This window comes from Streptomyces sp. NPDC043908 (genome assembly GCF_056435525.1).
In genome coordinates this window covers 29,645-46,823 of record NZ_JBWKEI010000024.1, presented here as the reverse complement: position 1 = coordinate 46,823, position 17,179 = coordinate 29,645, and the positions used below count along the sequence as shown (strand labels likewise).

The following is a 17,179-nucleotide window of genomic DNA, read 5'->3' as shown; positions in this document are numbered from 1 at the left end:
GGTCGCCCTGAAGGTCGCCGCTGGCCTGTGGCACACGTATGTGGGCGTGGGCCGTTGGCGGGTGCACTGCTTTCTACGGGGTTTGGTGTGCGGCTGTGCCTGGGCTGTTGAGGAGTTCGTTGATGAGCTGTGTGGTTTCCAGCTCCAGTGAGCAGTCGAGAGTGCGGTTGACTTGTTGCACGCGGGCGATGGCGGTGTGCAGTCCGGAGCGGTTGCCGCGTGCAGCTTCCAGCCGGATCATGTCCCGGTGGAGCAGTTCTGCTGAGTCGTCTACTTCAAGTCCGGTCACCAGGGCCCGGTGTGCGGCGCTGAGGTCGTGCTGGGGGCCGTGGGGGATGCGGTAGGTGGCTATGGTGTGCGCGACGTCGATGATCCGGGTGGTCATTTCCTGCTGGTAGGGCTCGGCCCACGGCAGGGGCCTGCCACCGAAGGGCCTGCCGCGCACGAGCGTCAGCGCCTTCTCCAGGTCTACGAGCCCGGATGGGCCCAGCGGCAGTGCGCGCTCGACAAGCTGGAGGAAACGCGTCCAGTCGCAGCGCACGCCGGCCGCGAGCTTGTAGGGGTCTTGGCTCGCTTTGCGGCGTGGCACATAGAGAGTGCCGGACGAGTCGCTGCCCAGGGAGCTGCGCAGGCCCCGCATCCGCGCGTTGAGGGTGCTGGTCGACCACGGGCTGAGGGGGTCCATGTCCACACACAGGGCATCTGCGTGGCGTCCGGGCCGAAAGTACAGCAAGGCGGCCAACTGTGCGATGCGCGGGCCGTGGCCGGTGCTGTCCACGCCGCTCACCTCAACCGGCCCCAGGACCCGGATCTCCGGAGCGTGCAGGTCCTGTGCCTCGGTGTCTTTTCCTGTCAGGGCCGTGGGTTCCGTGTGTGCGTGCCTGGGGCCGTCAGCGGTGCCGGCCTCTGGCGCGTCGGCGGAGGCCGCAGCGGCCGGGGGCGTTGCAGCCGGCGGTTCTGCTGTCTTGCTGCCGGGGCCCGGGGTGTTGCCGGGCCTGGGCGATGGGGCGGCGGGGGAGAGGAGACGTAGCCCGGAGGGATCGGTGCTGGCGGCGAGCAGGGCCGGGAAGGCCTCGCCGCTTGCCTCCGTAGCTGCCGCAGGCGACGGGGGTGAAGCGGAGGCCGGCGCGGTGGATTCCTCACGCGCTGCCTGATTCCGCTCCGGCATCGAGCCGGGCTCGTCCGGGATGTTCTGCCAGGGTCCCTCGGCCGGGTGTGGCGGCTGCCCGGACACCATCAGGGCTGTGATGATCTGCATGTAGGCGGCGTGCTCCAGGCGCTGCACCGTGATGCTGGTGCCGACGCAGTGGAGGTGCTGCGGGTCGTTGAGGGAGGCGTTGAGGATCTCCGCTTCGGGGAAGGACGCGGCCGCCGTGTTCGCCGGGGCGATCAGCGTGACAGGAACGGTCCCTGCCCGGCCGATGAGGTCGGCGAGTTGCCAGGCCGTGTCCTCGTCCAGGGAGGAGGCGCACAGCAGCAGATACGGCTGGTGCTGGGTTTCCGGCATTTGATGCGCTTCCAGCAGGCGTTCGCCCAGATCGCGCAGCGCGTGGGCGGGCTGGCGCATGTGGGCGATCCGCGTGGCGGGCAGCAGATGCGGCAAGTCCTCGCCGAACCCCACGGTGATGACCTCGACTTCGTTTGCCCATGGGCTCATGGCGAGTTCCAGGGCGAGGGAGGTGCAGACCTCGGTGATGTGGAGCGGGTTGCCGTCGAGCAGCAGCGCGGGCAGCTGCGCGAGGTTGAGCAGCAGGAGGTCTCCCGTCTCGGTGCTGCCGATCGTGACCAGCCCCGGGTACGGTGCTGGCACCTCATCGGTGTCCTCTTCCTTCAGGAGGACGGCATCGGAGGGCAGGGCCCACCATCCGTCCTGCCCGGTGGCGAAGGGCGCCGCAGGGTCCTGGGTGAGATGCTCGGGCAGCACCTCGACCGTGCGGGCACCGATCCGGGCAGCCCGCAGTGGAGGAAGGATCGCGTCCGTCTCCCGAGCCGCCTGGTTTGCCAGCGTCCGCAGGGCCGCGTCGAGGCGGGCAGCACCGCCCGGCTCGGCGGCCGCCGCCAACTGCGCCTCAGCCGTGGACGTCTGTGATGCGATGGCGATCGTCTCGCCGGGCCTGCGGCGGCGGCGCTGCAGCGTGCGGCGCAGGGCAAGAGCACCGGTGATCGCAGCCGCCAGCAGGGCGCCGGCCCCCAGGACCGTGCGCAGGTCCTGCTGGCCTTCAGACCGCGACACCGGTGTCTGTGACGGCGTGGCGGCGGGGGAGGGGGCAGCGGAACTGGACGGTGCCGGCGACCCTGACGCAGAGGCGGCGCTGCTGCCCGGCTGCGGCCTTCCTGAAGGAGCAGTGGAAGGGGGGCTCTGTGCTTCTCGGGGCGGCTCGGCGGGACGGCGGCTCGCTGCGCTGGGGGCCGGCGACGCTGGCGCTCCTGCCGTGCCGCGGCCCGGAGCCGGCGCATCCCGCGCGTCACCGCCCGGCGTCTGCTGGGCGCCGGGCGTCTTCGGCGTCGGGGCAGGGGTGGCCTGCCTGCCCGACCCATCGCCGTCGTCGCCGCCGCGCTGCGGCGGACCGGGATGCGCGGGGCGGGCGCCGGGCACGGTGACCTGCTGCCCCGAGTACACCCGGTCGGGGTCGGTGATCTTGGGCAGGCCGTCTGGCTGCGGCTTGTCCTGACTGGCGTCAAACAGCTCGGGCCACTTGTCGCCGTCGCCGAGTTCCTCTTGTGCGATCTTCGACAAGTAGTCACCCGAGTGGACCGTGACGACATGCTCGGGGTCCTCGGAGACAGCCGCCGGACCGTCACCCAGCTGCGCATGGACGCTTCCTGGAGCGGCGGTGGCCGCGGGCATCTTCAGCTGCCAGCCGGGCTGCAGAAAGCTGTTCGCGCGAAAGACGGTGCCGTCAACCATGGGGCGGCCTTCGTTCAGGCGCGCGATCTCCCGCCACCGCTCGCCCTCTCCCAGCTCGCGTTCGGCGATGCCCCACAGGCTCTCCGCCGGCCGCGTCTCGCGCACGGTGTACGTGGGCGACGTCGGTGTGCCAGCCAAGGTTGCGGGGGAGACCTGGTCGGCGTCGGCCTTCTGGCCGCTGTTGTCTGCCTGGCCAGGCAGCAGGCTCGCCATGGTGGCCGGTGCGGCCTGTGCATCGGAGGCCAGGGCCGAGCTGGTGGGCAGCAGTACCAGGATGCTGCCGATCAGGAGAGCTGCGGCGCGCTGCGGGGCGCCCATCCCACGTGGGGCATGCCAGGTCCGGCCCCGTACCTGCGCGATCAGCTCGCGTGCGGCACAGAACGTGAACTGCGCCCACCCGGTCCAGGCCATGAGTACGAGCACGAGCACGAACAGGCCGCCGGTGTCCTGCCGGTCCAGGAGGTGGGCGAGGTCATCGTGGGTGGCGGCCCAGATGACCGGGGTAGCCCAGATGAGCAGCAGCGGCAGCCCTGCGATGACCGCCGTCAGGACCAAGAGACTGAGCACGGCCGACAGGACCCGTTTCAGGGTGCGGCCGGCGGCTGCGGAGCGGGTGGTGGAGTGCATCAGTTTCCTTGGGGGGCGGTGACGCCATGAAGGAGGGTGGCCTTGCCGTGGCCGGTCACCGACAAGGAGCCGATCCCGACCACGGGCAGGAATTTCGTGGTGTAGGAGCCGGTGACCGTGACATTCAGCGTCTTGCCGTTCCCGGAGACGCTGACGGTGCCGGTGGCCCCAGCTGAGTTCAGGTAGGCCTGTGCGGCGGCGGCTGCCGCCTGCGGATCGACGGCAATCGCGGTGCCGTTGATGGCGCCGGTGGGGTCGATGGCCTGTCCGCCGGCCCGGGCGGCTTCGCCGGCGATGTAGTCGGCGCGTTCGGTGGCGCGCATCTTGCTGCCACCGTCGACGGCCAGGCCGATGATGCCGATCAGCGCGACGACGCACACGGCAACGAACACAGCGATGCCTCCGCGGTCGTCGCACCGTGTCTGCACCGGCCGAAGCACGATCATCAGGCAGCTCTCTGTCGGTACCGGTCTACGACGGAGGTCGCCGTCGACGTGATCGTCTTGGCTCCTGGCACGCCGGGCAGCAGCAGGTCGGACAGATGGACGGTGCAGGTCACGGTCACGGTGACCGTGCCGACTTGCCCCACGGGCACGGCGAGACCACCGGTGTTGACGGTGACGTCGGTCGATGCGCAGGTGATCCCCTGGTCGTCGAGGGATTCGGCGGCCGCGGATTGCGCGGCGCTCTGGGCGGCGGCGATTGTGCGGTGGATGGATGCCTCCCTCGCCGCGTCCTGGGCCGCGGCGTCGATCTTCGCGCCGGAGGTGACGATCCGGCCGCCCGCGACCGCCAGGCACAGGAACATGATCAGCGACGGGAGGATGATGGCCGCCTCGATCGCGGCGCTGCCCTCATCACCGTGAAGATGGCGGTTGCGGGCAGGAGGGGGAATGGATCGCACGTGATTCACCTCCCCGGGACCGTCCAGCGCTCTACTGGCCCGGATGCCGCCTGCTTGATGCGCAGGCCCGGTATTCCTGGAATCATCGACAGGGCCGTTCCCGATACCCGCACCCGCACGCGCTGCCCGTCGCTGCTGGCCGCGACGCTGTAGCCGCGCAGGCTGTCACCGGCGGTGCGCCCCAGCACGTGGCGTGCCTGGGCCGCACCCTGGGCTGGGGTCGACTGGTAGGCGCGGGCGGCGGTCAGGCCCTCGCGGGCGGCGGTCAGGGCGATCTGCCGGGCGTAGTACCACATGGAGGCCTGGATGACGGCGGCGGTGGCGAGCAGCACGAGGGGGAAGACGATCGCCATCTGGATGCTGGTGTCCCCGCGGTCCTCGCGCCACCGTCGCCCCTGCCACCATTGCGTCAGCCGGGCGGGTGGGTTCATCACAGGCCGCCGATTTTGCCGTTGTACTTGGCGATCACGACGGCGATGGTCCCGGCGATCAGGAGGGCACCGGTGACGGCGGCCACCCAGATGATGACGGTCGTAATCGAGATGTCGCCCCGGTCCGGCCGGCGCGCAGCCTCCTGGAGGCCTTCTTGCACGCGCGTGGTGAGCCGGAGCACAGCACGGCGGCTGCGGGCTGCGAGGTACGTCATGTTTCCCTGCCTTTCGGTGTGTTGAATGAGTAGGAGGCTCAGACGGTGAGCATGCGGATCACCGCGGGGAAGGCCATCAGCAGCATCACCAAGACGGCCAGGAGGGCTCCCGGGGCGGTCATCTTCTCGCTGGCCGCGTTGGCTTCGGCTCCCTGATCGGCGAGCAGTTCGGCGTTGAGTGCGGCGGTGCGGGCCCGCAGTGCCTTGTAGACGGCTGCGCCGTCGGTGGCGCTGCCGCGCATGATGTCGGCGACGTCGTCCAGGACAGGAAGGTCGTACTGCGCGGCCAGTTCCGAGAGCGCCTGATACGGCGGGATCTTCTCCAGGCGGGCTCGGCGCAGCGCGCCCTGCAGGAAGAGAAAAGGCCAGCCCTCACCGACTGCGGCGGCCTTCTCCAGCGCCTCGGCGGGCCCGGCATCGGCGGCCCGCTTGAGCGCGACCAGGTCCAGGTAGGCGGACAGGGCGTGGGCGAACTCCTCCCGTGCCCGTTTGGCCTGGTCCCGCACCGCCAGGTCGGGCGTGATGAACAGCAGGGCCGCGACGAGGAGTCCGGCGCCTGCGGGCACATAGAACGGCAGGCCGGCGCCCGCGATGATCCACGGAATGGTCGCGATCACCGGGCAGAGCAGGCCCATTGCGGCGAGCGCGGTCTTCTTCAGCATGAACTGGCCCGGCCCCAGTCCGAGCAGGGCCAGGGCGGTCGTGGGGACCCGCACGCCCGGAATGCGCTCCAGGCGGGCCAGGAGCCACCGGCCCCAGACCTCCTCCCGCTCCAGGTGCGGCTCGGGCATCGCCAGCGCAGCGGGGGCAGTGCGTTTCAGGGCCGGTGCCAACGCGGGCTGAGGCAGGAGAAGTTCCCGGATCAGCAGCGCCACGCCGGCGCCGACCGTGCCGCCGGTCAGAACAACGGGAAGCAGGCTCACCGCTCAACTCCTGCCAGCCCGGCGACGGGCAGGTCCGGCTCCGGCGCGGGCGCAGGCAGCCGGACGGTGCTCGTGGGGTCGCTGATCAGAAAACGCGGGATGCGCCGGAAGGCGCTCAGCTGCCGCATCAGCGCGAGCGTGGCGACGAACCCGGCCACCAAGAACGCCAGCACCAGCTGCCCCAGCAGCGTGGTGTACGGCCTCGTATAGGACGGCACCATGAACCCGCCGATGACGACACCCACGGTGATGATCGTCATCCACCGCACCGTGGTGCGTGGCTTTGCCCGGTCTGCCTCGATGGAACGTTTACGGGTGACTTCGTCGCGGACCGTACCTGCCAGGTCCTCCAGTGCCTGCGCCAGTCCCGGTCCGCGGTCGCCCGCCGACAGGATCAGCGCGGCGACGACCTTGTCCGCGGTGACGTCGTCAAGTTCCCCGGCGAACGCCCTCAGCGCCTGCTCCGGGCGCCAGCCCAGACGCAGCCGGTCGGACAGAGCATTGATCTGCGATGCCAGTTCCTCAGGCGCGCCTTGGCGGCTGGTCATCATCGCCTGCTCCAGGCCCATGCCCAGACGGAGCAGGCCAGCCAGGCGCTGCGTCCACTCGCTCAAGCCTTCCAACTGGCCGATGCGTTCCTTGGCCATCTGCGCCGGGGTGATCAGCCACGGCACGCCCATGACTGCGGCACCCAGGAGCAGGGCGCCGACGAAGTTCCCGGAGAGCAGCCACACACCCGCGAACACCACGAAGGCACCAACCGCCAGCGTGCCCTGCCGCAGCCGTGCACTCTCGGTCCCGCCGCCGCGCAGGGCCTGCCACCGGTGCCGCAGGGGGGCCCGGCGCGGCGCCGCGGTCCCGACGATGCCCGCCACGATGCCGATCAGGCCGCCAACGACGGCCGTGCCGCTCAACACGGCCCACACAAACGTCAGCGTCATCGGCGCACCCCTACCTTCAGTGCCAGTGGTGCGCTCCACGCCCCGTAGGGCTGCTGCAGGAGGCTGGAGTCGAAGCCGACACGGCGCAGGTCGTCGATGCAGCCCGGCTCCATCCGCGGCACCGCCCGCAGCTCGCCGAACTCGGTGCCGGGGGAGAAGATCTCGTTCGTGGCGGGCCGGCCGTTCTCACCGATCCCGGTCAGCTCCAGGACGTGGGAGACGTAGCGGTGGCGACGGCCACCGATCTGTGTCTCATCGGTCATGTCAATGAAGACCACGAAGTCCAGGCCGTTAGCGGTCTGCCGGTAGGCGAGCTGCTCGGACAAATTCCCCTGAGCCAGCGCGTACAGCTCGGCGATCCGGTCGAACACGATGGATGCGCGCCGGGCGTGGATGGTGCACAGGTTGCCGCCCGACCCGTTCGTCAACGCCTGCATCATCGCGACGACTTCCGCTCCGCGGACCTCGCCGACCACGATCCGGTCCAGCGACATCCGCAGCGCGGGATGCATCAAGTCCAGGAGCGTCACCTCACCGGCGCCGCGCCCTGCGGCGTCCTTCTCGCCGTTGGACTCACGGCCCACCAGGGAAACCACCTGGCGGTGGTAGCCGTTGGCGTGGGCGAAAAGCTCGTCCTCGGTCTGGACAGTGGCAAAGCGGCACTCCGGGTCGAACTCGCGCAGCATGGCCCGCAGCAGCGTGGTCTTCCCCGCCTTCTGCTTCCCCGCGATCATCACATTCTTCTCGGCGCGTACGCACGCGCCGAGGAATTCCCGCAGGACCGAGTCGATGGTGCCCAGCGTCACGAGGTCGTCGAGACCGGCGTGAGCGACGCGGTGCCGGCGGATCACCGCATACGTCATCGGACCGAGCCCGGTGATGGCCTGCAGACGGGAGCCGTCCTGCAGGGACAAGGCGAGAGTGGGACTCGCGGTGGAAATGGTGCGCTCGCTGTGCCCGGAGCCACGGGCCAGCTCCCGCAGCAGCTCGAGCAACTCCTCCTCAGAGTCGGCAATCGCTCCGACCCGGTGGCGCTTGCCGTCGCCGTAGTCGAGCCACACCTCATCCGGTCCCTGGATGATGATGTCCTCCACCCGCTCATCGTCCAGATATGGCTGCAGGCGCCCCGCCCTGAACAACAAGTCATAGACGGCGCGCCGCAGCGCTTCATCCTCCTGGGGCGCCATCGCCTGGGCGTCCGACCACAGCGCGACGGCCTCGTTGATCCACTCCAGACAGCGCTGCTCCTCGCTGGCCCGGTCCATGCCCGGCGTGGTTTTCAGCAGTTCCTCGCGCTGTTTGGCGACCTGGGAGGCAATGGTGCGGGCCGTTTGGTAGGGGACGGTGGCCCCGGCCGCTGTCGTGCCGAGCGCATGTGCACTCGAGGCAGCACCGGCAGGTGCAGGCGTGCCGTTGGCCGGCTGCCTCGGTGCGTGCGGCAGCGGTGCCACCGTGGGGTTGGGGTGCAGGGGCCTAGCGTGCATGGGTCACTGTCCCGTCTGCCGTACCCAAGCCGCGTGGATCGAGGCGGGTCCGGCGCCTGGCGGCGTGCTGGGCCAGCAAGGTGCTCGCCGTCGCCGCGGCCTTCATCAGGGACGAGCGGGTGAAGTGACGTGGTTGCTCGGCTCCGTCGGACAGCACGCGGGCGTCCTTCGGCGCGTACGGGAGTGTGGCGATCACGGGCACCTGCAGAACGCGCTGTACTTCGCCTGCGGGATACGGGCCCTCGTTGATCATCAGCACACTGATGTCACCGACGGACTCCTCCAACGCGCGTACCCGGCCCTCTGCTGCCTGCAGGCAGCGGAGGGTGTTGCGGACCACCACGAACACGGCGTCGGCCTGCTCGACCATGACCCCGCAGGGCCCGTACGCCCCTCTGCGGCCCAGGTCGATGAGGACGTCGTGGCCGCTTTCTGCCTCGATGCCGCGGAACATCTGCATCAGCATCTTCCAGACCGAGACCAGGCTCGCCGCCTGGGAAGGGTCGGTGACACCGGGCAGCAGCAGCCGGTCACGCGGCGACGCTTGCGTGCCGTCGTCACTGCTCAGGTCGATCAGCTGCCGCCAGAAGGCGTCGCTGAACTCGCCCTTGCGGGCAGCGACGGAGAGGTTGCGCAGCCCGTACCGGTCGCCAAGCGTGCCTTGCAGCAGGCCGTGCAGCACGGCCCCGCCGTCCGGGTCGCACTCCGCGAGGATCATCTTGCGGTCCGCTGCAAGCGGCCACGACAGGAGCAGGGCGAGGGCGCTCGTGGTCACGCCGGGTGCTCCGCTGCAGCCTGCGAGCGCGATCACAGCCATCAGCGGCCGTCCGGAGCAGCAAGGACCAGGCGCAGCGCACCGGCCGCCTCCCATGCGGCGGCCGTGGGGCCGTAGGCAGCGGAGGTGGCGACGTCGACCACCACGATCCCCGTGCCGGGCGCGGCGCCAGAGGCCTTCACGACCCGGCCGTCGATGGTCTTCGGAGCGGCATCCGACGCCTTGCCCGTGTCAGCGGCGCCCTGGGCCGGGACATGGACCAGCTGAACCTTCTGTCCCGGCACGAGAGCGGTGGCCGGGATCTGTTTGGGCTCCAGGCCGATCGGCACCAGCGACTCGCCGGCCTGCACCAGAGAGTCCTTCGTCACCTGTGTGGGGGCGAGCAGGGAGCCGGGCTTGAGTTCCACCGCAGCTCGCTTGCCCACCACCGACTTCAGATCGTCGGCGCGCACGGCCTTGACGGCCGGGTCCAGTGCGACGGACGCCTTGCCGAGGTCTGTCTCGGTGAGGACCTGGCCGACCTGGACGTCGCGGACCACGGTTACCACGTCGGTGCGGTGACCGACCTGAAGCAGCAGGACGGCAACGCCGGCGCCCCCCGTGGCGATCAGCGCCACAGACAAGGCGATGATCCCTGGCCGCCGTCTGCGCGCCGACACCCGGGGCGGGGCCACCGGCCCAGCAGCCCGTCCCTGCTGGGGGACTCCATTCGAGCGGGCGGTATCTGCACGTTGGGTCTTGCTCACCGTTGTGTCCTTCCGGCTGCGTTACCTGACGACCTGCACTTCGCCGACCGCCACCTGCGCGTTGGTCTGCCTGACCTCGGTGAGCTGGCCGGCCTGTCCGCCGCCCTGCCAGTTGATCAGCCACGTCGAGGTCGCGGTCACCGGGAACTTGCCGCCTTGAGCACCGGCGGAGGTCTTGGAGTACAGGTGTCCGCAGGTCGGGGAGTGGGCCATGCCCTGCGAAGAGCCGTAAGGCGTGCCGGGGCCGTTGCACGTCACAACGGAGCCGTCGCCCATCGCCCACACGATCTTCGACACCTTCGCGGTCGCGGTGACGGTGACACCGCCCGCCGTGGCCGACGCAGTGTTCGGCCCATAGGTCGTCGCGCTCTGATTGACCCACATCCACATCGGGACGCCCACCGTGTAGCGTCCGCTCGCCCTCGGACTGGCGATGTCGGGACCGAGCAAGGTCATGGAATCCGCCGCCCGCTGTGCCAGCGCCCGCGGGTCGATCTGCGGCACGGGCGGCTGGCCTATCGGTACGACCACGAAGCCATCTGGGTTGCTTGGGCCGCTGTCCGTGCAACCGTAGAAGTACACGTCGTTCTTCTTAGGGTCGGCGCCCTTCCAGCCCGGCCATTCGTTGGGCGGCTTCGGATCGACCTTGTTGTAACGGCACTGCATCTCGCTGTCGCTGCTGTCGCTCGCGCCATGGGAACGGCCTGCCTGGCCGCCGCTGCCGCCAGTCTCGTCCCCGTCGCTGGCGCCGACGCAGAACTCGACCACGTGGCACTCGCCGGCACTCGTTCCTGGATCATCGTCGGCATGCGCGACGTCGGATGAGGCCAGGACGAGGGCGCCGATGAGTACGGCGAGGCACGGGATCAGCAGGACTGCTCTTGAGCGGTCAACTTCGTGACCATCCACGTCTTCCCCCACTTTTCAAGACTTGCGGTGCTGACGTATTTGGTGAGCCGCGTCGTGGGCAATGGGACCGGCTTCCTCGATGCCTTATCGATCAGGATCCAGTTCGTCGTATCGACGCAGTCCTTGAGCGTTGCCTTGGAGATCCTTCCACTGGTCACGTTGACGACCTTCGGATGGATAACTGGCTTGCCGGTGGTCACTTGCCCGGCCTTTCGCATGGCCGAGAGGCTGCTCTCAATATCGAACAGTGCCCTCAGGGTGGTGTTCTTCTTCAAGTCGGTGCCCGCTGAGGAGGCCTTGGCGTAGGCCGCGGTATGCGCTTCCCAGGAGCTGGTGTATGCCGCGATGACCGCGTCGTCCTCGGCACTGGTAGTGGAGTTGGGGGATGGCGAGGCGGCCGGCGGGGTGGGGTTCGGCTTGGAGGACGTGTCCGGTCCGCTGTCGCTACATCCGGCAAGTGCCAGCAGACTGCTGGCCGCGATCAGCGCGGTCACGTGCTTCGGGAGTCCTGAAGAGCGTCGTTGTGTAGCTGTCACGTTGTCTCCTCGTACGACGGGGTGCCGTAGCCAGCCGCCCTCGGTCTGCGGCATGCGGCGGTGCGGAACTGCCGCCAGATCCAGCTGTGGCAGTGCGTTTGCGGGATCGTGGGATTGTGCATATGCCAGCCAACTTCCCATCTTGATACCGGAGTTCACTCGTACAACGCAGGCTGTATCCGGTCACACTGGGAACCCGATGTCGATCGCCAGTGCGCCCTGTAGGACAACGGCACGTTGCCTGTAGATGTGTGTCATGGGGCGGGAGATCCACCGGTGAACCCGCCCGCGTGGACCTCCGTTCCCGGCCGCGCTGCCCTCGGGCGGCCGCACCTTCTCTTTGGCTGTTCGTGAGTGCGAACTTCAGTAAGAGGGTCAGGCGCATGAGAACCTCTAGCGTCGGTCTCGCATGGCGTGTCTTTGCGGGTTCTCTGCGCTAGGGCAGCAAGATATATGTTCGCGTACGCAAACTTCAAGGGTGTGGCGCGTAGTGGCAAGGCAGTGCCGTTTGCCCGCCTCCTTCGGGGGTGTCACAGCTGGGTCCACGGCCGCGAACCGCCGCCCGTCAGTGGTACCCAGACCTCACTCGTGGGCCCCTGCTCTTCGAGGTCGTCCAGGACTGCGGCGCCCATCGGCACCTGCCGGGCCAGCGTGCCCACCAATGGGTGCTGGGCGGCCATGGCCTGCAGGTCACTGATCCGGTGGTCCAGGACGTACCGGGAGGCGCCGGTCAGGACGAACAACACCCTGGGGAACAGGGGGTACCAGCGCAGCCACACCGCCCCGAGAGCGGCTGGCGGCCGTGAGCGGGGCCGGCCGGCGGGCTGCGGCTCGTAGGACCACAGCCGGGCGTACTCGATCAGCTTGGAGGCGAGCCGCTCACTTCCCATAGTCGCCCGGTCGACCTCGACGAACGCCCGCAGCTTGGTGCGCTCCTCGCCCTCGATGAGGGTGTAGTGCATGACCGCGTCTGCGATGACCCGTTCGCCGTCGCTCAGAGGGTGGGCGACCTCCGGTGTCCAGTCCAGGTGGCCGTGCTCGTCGCCCCGTCGGCGGGCGTCGGCGACGAACGCGAGGTGGGTGCGGAGCACCGTCAGAGTGTGGGGCGTCTTTAGGGAGGCTGCTGTGGCTGAGCTGATGGGGTAGGCGGGACGGCCGCGCAGGGCGGGGAAGTCCCGGGTCAGCCGGGCGCCTTCGCTCGTCAGGTACCAGGCGCGGGACCGGTTGGACTGCGGCAGCACGGTGTAGTCCACCAGGCCGTCGCGGCGCAGCTGGTTCAGCGGCGCGGAGACGGTCTGCCGTGCTGCGCCGGGCCGCAGCAGGTCGTGGAGCTGATGCGTAGTGGCCATCCGGTGCTGGCCGAGCACGGCCAGGAGCTGATGCGGCAGCGGTTCGACCGGGCTGGGCTTATGGGCGGAGGGCCTGGTCTCGAAGGCGGTGCTCACTTGTAGCCCTTCTTCTGTAGATGGACGGCTGACGTGGAGGAGTGCTGGGTGAGGAAGTCGTGGACGCGGGGGAGCTGGTTTTCAGCCCGGTTGGTGAGCTGGCCCAGCGGGGCGGCGCCTGCGGTGGCTCGGGCGGCGCGCTCCAGTGCGGCGGCCTGGCCTGGGCGGGCGTAGTCGGCGAACACCTCGTCGAGGTGGGGGCCGGTGATCCGGACGGGACCGACACGGCGGCCCTCCACGGTCAGCGACATGTAGTGATCGAAGCGGTCCAGGGCGGCCACGACGTCCGGGCCGGGGCGGTCGCCCCACTCCGCGGTGATCGGGGCGATGGCGGACTGCGAGCCCGCAGTCGACGCCAAGCTCGAGGCGTTCTGCACCAGCGACAGCCTCACTGGCATGGGAAGGCGGCCCAGCAGCTGGGTCATCCCGTGGACGTGAACACGGTATTTGCGGAAGTCCTCGAACATCGCGGCGATCGTCTCGGGGGCGGCGCCGGTGAGGGTGATCAGCTCGTCGAAGTAGGCGCGGAACGGCACCCGCTGGTCTTCGGGGGTGTCGCGGCGCGAGCGGACGGCCCGCAGCAGATCCCGGGCCAGCAGCGCGGTGATGAGCCGGTCGGTGGGCCCGTTCCCGCCCGGGCACACCCACACGATCATCCGTGAGTCCATCGCGGCGCGGATGTTGTAGACGCCGGCGGGCTGTCCGAGGAAGGCCCGGGTGACGGGGTTCGCGGCGAGGCGGGCGATCGGGTTGAGGACGACGGCGAACGCGTCGGTGGGCAGCGTCGGGAACACTGTCCGCCACCACGAGCGGGTCTCCTCGTCCAGGCGCGTCTCCACCGCGGTGAGCGCCGCCGTACGGAAGACCGGGTCGGTCAGCAGAGACCGCAGGTGAAAGACGGTGGTCTGATCCTCGGGCCGCCCGGCCTGGCAGGCGGCCTGGTTGACAGCCACCAGCACCGCAAGTGCCGCGGTGAAGATGGTCAGCGCACGAGGGGCGCTGGCGTCGTCCCAGCCGAGCACGGACGCGTAAGCGTCGGCGGTCGCCTCGACTACTTCGTGCGCGGCCTGGCCCTGGTGCATGCCGATCGGGTTCCAGCAACCGAGCTGCGGAGCCGGGCCGTTGGCGTTGAGGTCGATGAGCGCGATCCGCTCCATGAGGTGGTCGTGGGCGAGGAACGGCAGGGCACGCGGCCACGAGTCGCGGTGCGGGTCGACGAACATCAGCCCGCCGCCGGCATGCGCCCAGCCGATCGCCTGGGCGAGGGCGCGCTCTGTCTTGCCGCCGCCCGCCTTGCCCACCCCGACCTCGAACAGCGTCTCTTTGGCGTAGGTGGCGACCAGGCGCCGGCGGCCGTCCGGGCTGCGGTAGATCCCCTGCAGCAACAGCTCGGGATCCCCGTGCGTGAACGTCGGCAGGTCGCCGGCAAGCAGCGGCATGCGGCAGTGCGCCGTGGGCGGCTTGAGCAGGCCGGTCAGCTCTTCCAGGCGGGCCCAGTTCGGACGGGGTGGCTGGCATTGCCCCAGAGCCCAGCGGCGTTCGAAGCCGCGGCGATTGGGCCAGCGGTCCGCCCCGAACCGCCAGGGGCCTACCCGCCAGCCTCGCATCGCCCATCGCGAACCGCCGCCGAACACATCCAGGGCGGCCTGGAGCTGCGCAAGCCTGGCCTGGGCGCGGCCCTCGGTGTTGGACGCGCACATCACCAGCAGCTGCACCCGCACCAGGTGGTCGTCCTCGGCGAGTTTGCCCAGTGCCTCCTGCGGGTCCACCCGGCGTGGGACGGGCGGCATGACCAGTCGGCGCCCGCCTGCGCCCTTGCCGGTTGCCAGTTGCTGCAGTTGCCAGGTGAGCGAGTCCTCGATGCTGGTGGCGTCCTGCCGTACCCACCGGGCGGCGCGCTGGGCCTCTTGTCGCTCCGCGCGACGTGCGTTGCTCATCAGCTGCCACCGGCGCGCCCGCAGTTCCCACTTGGGGGCGCGCTGGATGTCGAGCCGGATCTCGGCGAGATCCCCCAGCTCGGCCCTCAGGTCCGAGACGGCGTCGACCAGCGGCTGCAACGGGTCGGGGGCCAATGGGACCTCGCGCAGGGGTGCGGCCGGCTTACCCCGCAGGATGAACTCCGCCCGCACCACGTGGGTGCGGGTCTTGTCGGCGAGGGGACGAGCCCGGTTCACGGTGACAGCCGGACCGAACGGCGTGATCGACAGCAGGCGCTCGCCGCCTGCCGGTCCTTCGATGCGGTAGCGCAGCGGGCTGGAGCCATCGGCGCGCAGTCTGACCTGCACCGCCTTCGACCGGTGCGGTGCCCACCACGGCATGCTCGTCGAGGCCCGGGCGAGCTGAACACCCCGGCGGAAGATCTCCTCCAGACCAGGGTCGAAGTGCCGCGACGGTACGAGCTCCAGTGCCATGCGTTCAGCTGAGGCCTTGCGTGCCAGGCGGCGCACCACTGCCTCGCCCCCGGCCCAGACCGCGACGGCGGCGAGAGCCGCAGCCCACCAGTAGGTGATCAACCAGCCTGCGGCGTGGAGGATGCCGATGACGAGGCTGAGCAACTGCCCGGATGCCGGTGCGGAGCTCTGCCCGGTTACGAACGGGGCTGCGGAGTCCACGTGGACGCCTCCTTCTGTGTGGTGCTACGGGCGAAGTGCCAGTCGGTAATACGGCCGTCGGCGAAGGTGCCGCCGCGGTCGGTGCCGGCCCACACCAGGTGCACCACGGCCTTGTCCGGGCTGCCATCGCGACGCGCGATCACCGCCTGGATCCGGAACCGGGCGCTGGCGAACGCTGGTGCGAGGCCCGGCGAGGCGGGGAAAAGCGCGGGCCACTGCGCGCGGCCGATGCCGGTGGCGTCGGCGCGCAGGAGGGCGCGTCCTGCGGCCAGCAGTTCGCGCGCATCGCTGTCGGGAAGATCGGAGGGCCACGCGGCCTCCAACGCCCGCTGGACGGCCGTGTCGCTGGCCGTGCCTTCGCCGTGCGGCGGCAGTGCGGACTCATCGGCCGCCGGTGTCAACGGGGTGGGCGCCGAAGCCGGCGCACCGCGGGCCGGCGCGTCCGTGGTCGCAGAAGAGGCCTGAGGTGAGGGATCTGTGGTGGCAAGAGCAGCGGGGGATGCCGCCGGTGCCAGCGGCTGCTGACCCTGAGGAAGGCCGAGCAGGGCGACGCCGGCGACGGCGAGCACGGCTGTGCTCAGCACCAGCAGACGAGAAGAGCGCGGTGTGGCGGTCACAGCAGCCGGGCACCTCCCGCGTAGCCGGACATGGCGGTGACCGCGTCCAGGCGTACCACGGTCCCCGGGCGGGCCGCGTTGACCATCTGCCCGCCGCCCACATAGATCCCGACGTGGTAGATCGTCGCGTCGCGGCCGGGAGCGTAGGCGTAGAAGACCAGGTCCCCGGGGCGCAGTGCGCTGGTGCCCAGGCTTGCGGAGATCCGCTTGCCCACCGTGGCCTGTTCGGCTGCGGTGCGGGGAAGGCGCATCCCCGCCCTGGCGTAGGCATGCAGGGTGAGCCCGGAGCAGTCGAAGCCCTTGATGCCGGTGCCGCTTTTGCCGCTGGGAGTGCAGCAGATCCCGTAGGTGGGGCCGCCGGCATCGCCGCCGCCCCAGGAGTACGGCACCCCCTTCTGGGCGAGTGCGGCCTCGATGACGGCGCGGACCGTGCCGGTCAGGTGGTTCGTCGCTGGGCCGGTGGCGGCCGCGGTGTACTGGTCGATCCAGCCCAGCACCTCGCTCACGTACGTGGTGGAGTGGTTGTACTGCAAGATTGCCGCTTGGAGCTGTGAGCGCTGCGTCAGATCGCGCCCGTTGCCACAGAGATAGAGCGCGGCACCGAAGGCGGCGTCGTCTGCGTTGTGCGGATCGGCCGTGCCGTCGCTATTGGCGTCCTTGCCTGTCGACTCCCAGGTGGAGGGCAGGAACTGGAAGGGTCCGACGGCGCGCTCGCCGCCTGCGGTGCCATCCCACCTGCCGCCATCGGTATCGGGAACGGGGGTGATGTTGCCGCCCTGGCCGGAGCCGTTGAGGATTACCCCGTAGATCTTCGGACGGATGTCGCCGTTGTCGGCGATGTTCCTGCCCATAGCGTGGTTGGACTCGATCTTGGCGATCCCGGCGAGGACGGGCCAGCGCATGCCCTGACACTTCTGCGCTTCCTTCCCGACCTGCTGGACGGCCCTCTTGTAAGCGGCCAACATGCGGGGAGGGATGTCAGCGGCGCTGCCCCCTTCGGTGATCCCGCCGTCATCCTGCGCACCCGTCCTCAGCGCGACGTAGGCGCTGAGCGCCTGTCCCGTCGGTACGGCACAGCACACGGCGGCGAACATCAGCAGCGCCAT

Annotated in this window: 16 protein-coding genes; all 16 read right to left on the bottom strand. The window is 69.9% G+C overall.

The annotated features are described in order from the left end of the window. Positions 1-73: 73 nt before the first annotated feature. Positions 74-3,535, bottom strand: a complete 3,462-nt coding sequence (locus tag AC069K_RS33990; RefSeq protein ID WP_478622507.1) for a LysM peptidoglycan-binding domain-containing protein — start codon at positions 3,533-3,535, stop codon at positions 74-76. Further along, positions 3,535-3,981: a pilus assembly protein TadG-related protein gene (locus tag AC069K_RS33985; RefSeq protein ID WP_478622505.1), complete on the bottom strand. Its 447-nt coding sequence runs from the start codon at positions 3,979-3,981 to the stop codon at positions 3,535-3,537. Before AC069K_RS33985 ends, AC069K_RS33990 begins: the two co-directional genes overlap by 1 nt. After that, complete coding sequence (locus AC069K_RS33980; RefSeq protein ID WP_478622503.1) at positions 3,981-4,439, bottom strand: TadE/TadG family type IV pilus assembly protein; 459 nt, start codon at positions 4,437-4,439, stop codon at positions 3,981-3,983. The genes AC069K_RS33985 and AC069K_RS33980 overlap by 1 nt, the downstream gene beginning before the upstream one ends. Before the next feature lie 5 nt (positions 4,440-4,444). Next, entirely contained in the window at positions 4,445-4,870 is a 426-nt protein-coding gene (locus tag AC069K_RS33975; RefSeq protein ID WP_478622501.1) for a TadE family protein, read from the bottom strand. Further along, on the bottom strand, positions 4,870-5,085 hold the full coding sequence (locus tag AC069K_RS33970) for a hypothetical protein (RefSeq protein ID WP_478622498.1): 216 nt from the start codon (positions 5,083-5,085) through the stop codon (positions 4,870-4,872). Before AC069K_RS33970 ends, AC069K_RS33975 begins: the two co-directional genes overlap by 1 nt. Before the next feature lie 38 nt (positions 5,086-5,123). Then, positions 5,124-6,008 (bottom strand): type II secretion system F family protein, encoded by an 885-nt coding sequence (locus AC069K_RS33965; protein WP_478622496.1) that lies wholly within the window; start codon positions 6,006-6,008, stop codon positions 5,124-5,126. After that, positions 6,005-6,949, bottom strand: a complete 945-nt coding sequence (locus tag AC069K_RS33960; protein WP_478622494.1) for a type II secretion system F family protein — start codon at positions 6,947-6,949, stop codon at positions 6,005-6,007. The genes AC069K_RS33965 and AC069K_RS33960 overlap by 4 nt, the downstream gene beginning before the upstream one ends. Continuing rightward, complete coding sequence (locus tag AC069K_RS33955; protein WP_478622492.1) at positions 6,946-8,433, bottom strand: CpaF family protein; 1,488 nt, start codon at positions 8,431-8,433, stop codon at positions 6,946-6,948. Before AC069K_RS33955 ends, AC069K_RS33960 begins: the two co-directional genes overlap by 4 nt. Further along, on the bottom strand, positions 8,423-9,250 hold the full coding sequence (locus AC069K_RS33950) for a CpaE/TadZ family protein (protein WP_478622490.1): 828 nt from the start codon (positions 9,248-9,250) through the stop codon (positions 8,423-8,425). Before AC069K_RS33950 ends, AC069K_RS33955 begins: the two co-directional genes overlap by 11 nt. Further along, positions 9,250-9,867 carry an SAF domain-containing protein gene (locus AC069K_RS33945; RefSeq protein WP_478622520.1) on the bottom strand — a complete coding sequence of 206 codons (618 nt, stop codon included), beginning with the start codon at positions 9,865-9,867 and terminating at the stop codon, positions 9,250-9,252. The genes AC069K_RS33950 and AC069K_RS33945 overlap by 1 nt, the downstream gene beginning before the upstream one ends. 108 nt (positions 9,868-9,975) lie before the next feature. Continuing rightward, positions 9,976-10,875, bottom strand: a complete 900-nt coding sequence (locus AC069K_RS33940) for an ATP/GTP-binding protein (protein ID WP_478622488.1) — start codon at positions 10,873-10,875, stop codon at positions 9,976-9,978. After that, positions 10,821-11,357, bottom strand: coding sequence for a hypothetical protein (locus tag AC069K_RS33935; RefSeq protein WP_478622486.1), 537 nt, complete (start codon positions 11,355-11,357; stop codon positions 10,821-10,823). The genes AC069K_RS33940 and AC069K_RS33935 overlap by 55 nt, the downstream gene beginning before the upstream one ends. 572 nt (positions 11,358-11,929) lie before the next feature. Then, positions 11,930-12,844, bottom strand: a complete 915-nt coding sequence (locus AC069K_RS33930) for a replication-relaxation family protein (RefSeq protein ID WP_478622484.1) — start codon at positions 12,842-12,844, stop codon at positions 11,930-11,932. Then, positions 12,841-15,456, bottom strand: coding sequence for an ATP/GTP-binding protein (locus AC069K_RS33925; RefSeq protein ID WP_478622482.1), 2,616 nt, complete (start codon positions 15,454-15,456; stop codon positions 12,841-12,843). The genes AC069K_RS33930 and AC069K_RS33925 overlap by 4 nt, the downstream gene beginning before the upstream one ends. Further along, positions 15,432-16,073: a hypothetical protein gene (locus AC069K_RS33920; protein ID WP_478622480.1), complete on the bottom strand. Its 642-nt coding sequence runs from the start codon at positions 16,071-16,073 to the stop codon at positions 15,432-15,434. Before AC069K_RS33920 ends, AC069K_RS33925 begins: the two co-directional genes overlap by 25 nt. Next, positions 16,070-17,179, bottom strand: coding sequence for a C40 family peptidase (locus AC069K_RS33915; protein ID WP_478622478.1), 1,110 nt, complete (start codon positions 17,177-17,179; stop codon positions 16,070-16,072). Before AC069K_RS33915 ends, AC069K_RS33920 begins: the two co-directional genes overlap by 4 nt.

Excerpts from the sequence above, each read along its gene's own strand:
- AC069K_RS33985 (WP_478622505.1), bottom strand. The coding sequence starts at position 3,981 with ATGATCGTGCTTCGGCCGGTGCAGACACGGTGCGACGACCGCGGAGGC.
- AC069K_RS33990 (WP_478622507.1), bottom strand. The coding sequence starts at position 3,535 with ATGCACTCCACCACCCGCTCCGCAGCCGCCGGCCGCACCCTGAAACGG.
- AC069K_RS33970 (WP_478622498.1), bottom strand. The coding sequence starts at position 5,085 with ATGACGTACCTCGCAGCCCGCAGCCGCCGTGCTGTGCTCCGGCTCACC.
- AC069K_RS33975 (WP_478622501.1), bottom strand. The coding sequence starts at position 4,870 with ATGAACCCACCCGCCCGGCTGACGCAATGGTGGCAGGGGCGACGGTGG.
- AC069K_RS33915 (WP_478622478.1), bottom strand. The coding sequence starts at position 17,179 with ATGGCGCTGCTGATGTTCGCCGCCGTGTGCTGTGCCGTACCGACGGGA.
- AC069K_RS33960 (WP_478622494.1), bottom strand. The coding sequence starts at position 6,949 with ATGACGCTGACGTTTGTGTGGGCCGTGTTGAGCGGCACGGCCGTCGTT.
- AC069K_RS33955 (WP_478622492.1), bottom strand. The coding sequence starts at position 8,433 with ATGCACGCTAGGCCCCTGCACCCCAACCCCACGGTGGCACCGCTGCCG.
- AC069K_RS33950 (WP_478622490.1), bottom strand. The coding sequence starts at position 9,250 with ATGGCTGTGATCGCGCTCGCAGGCTGCAGCGGAGCACCCGGCGTGACC.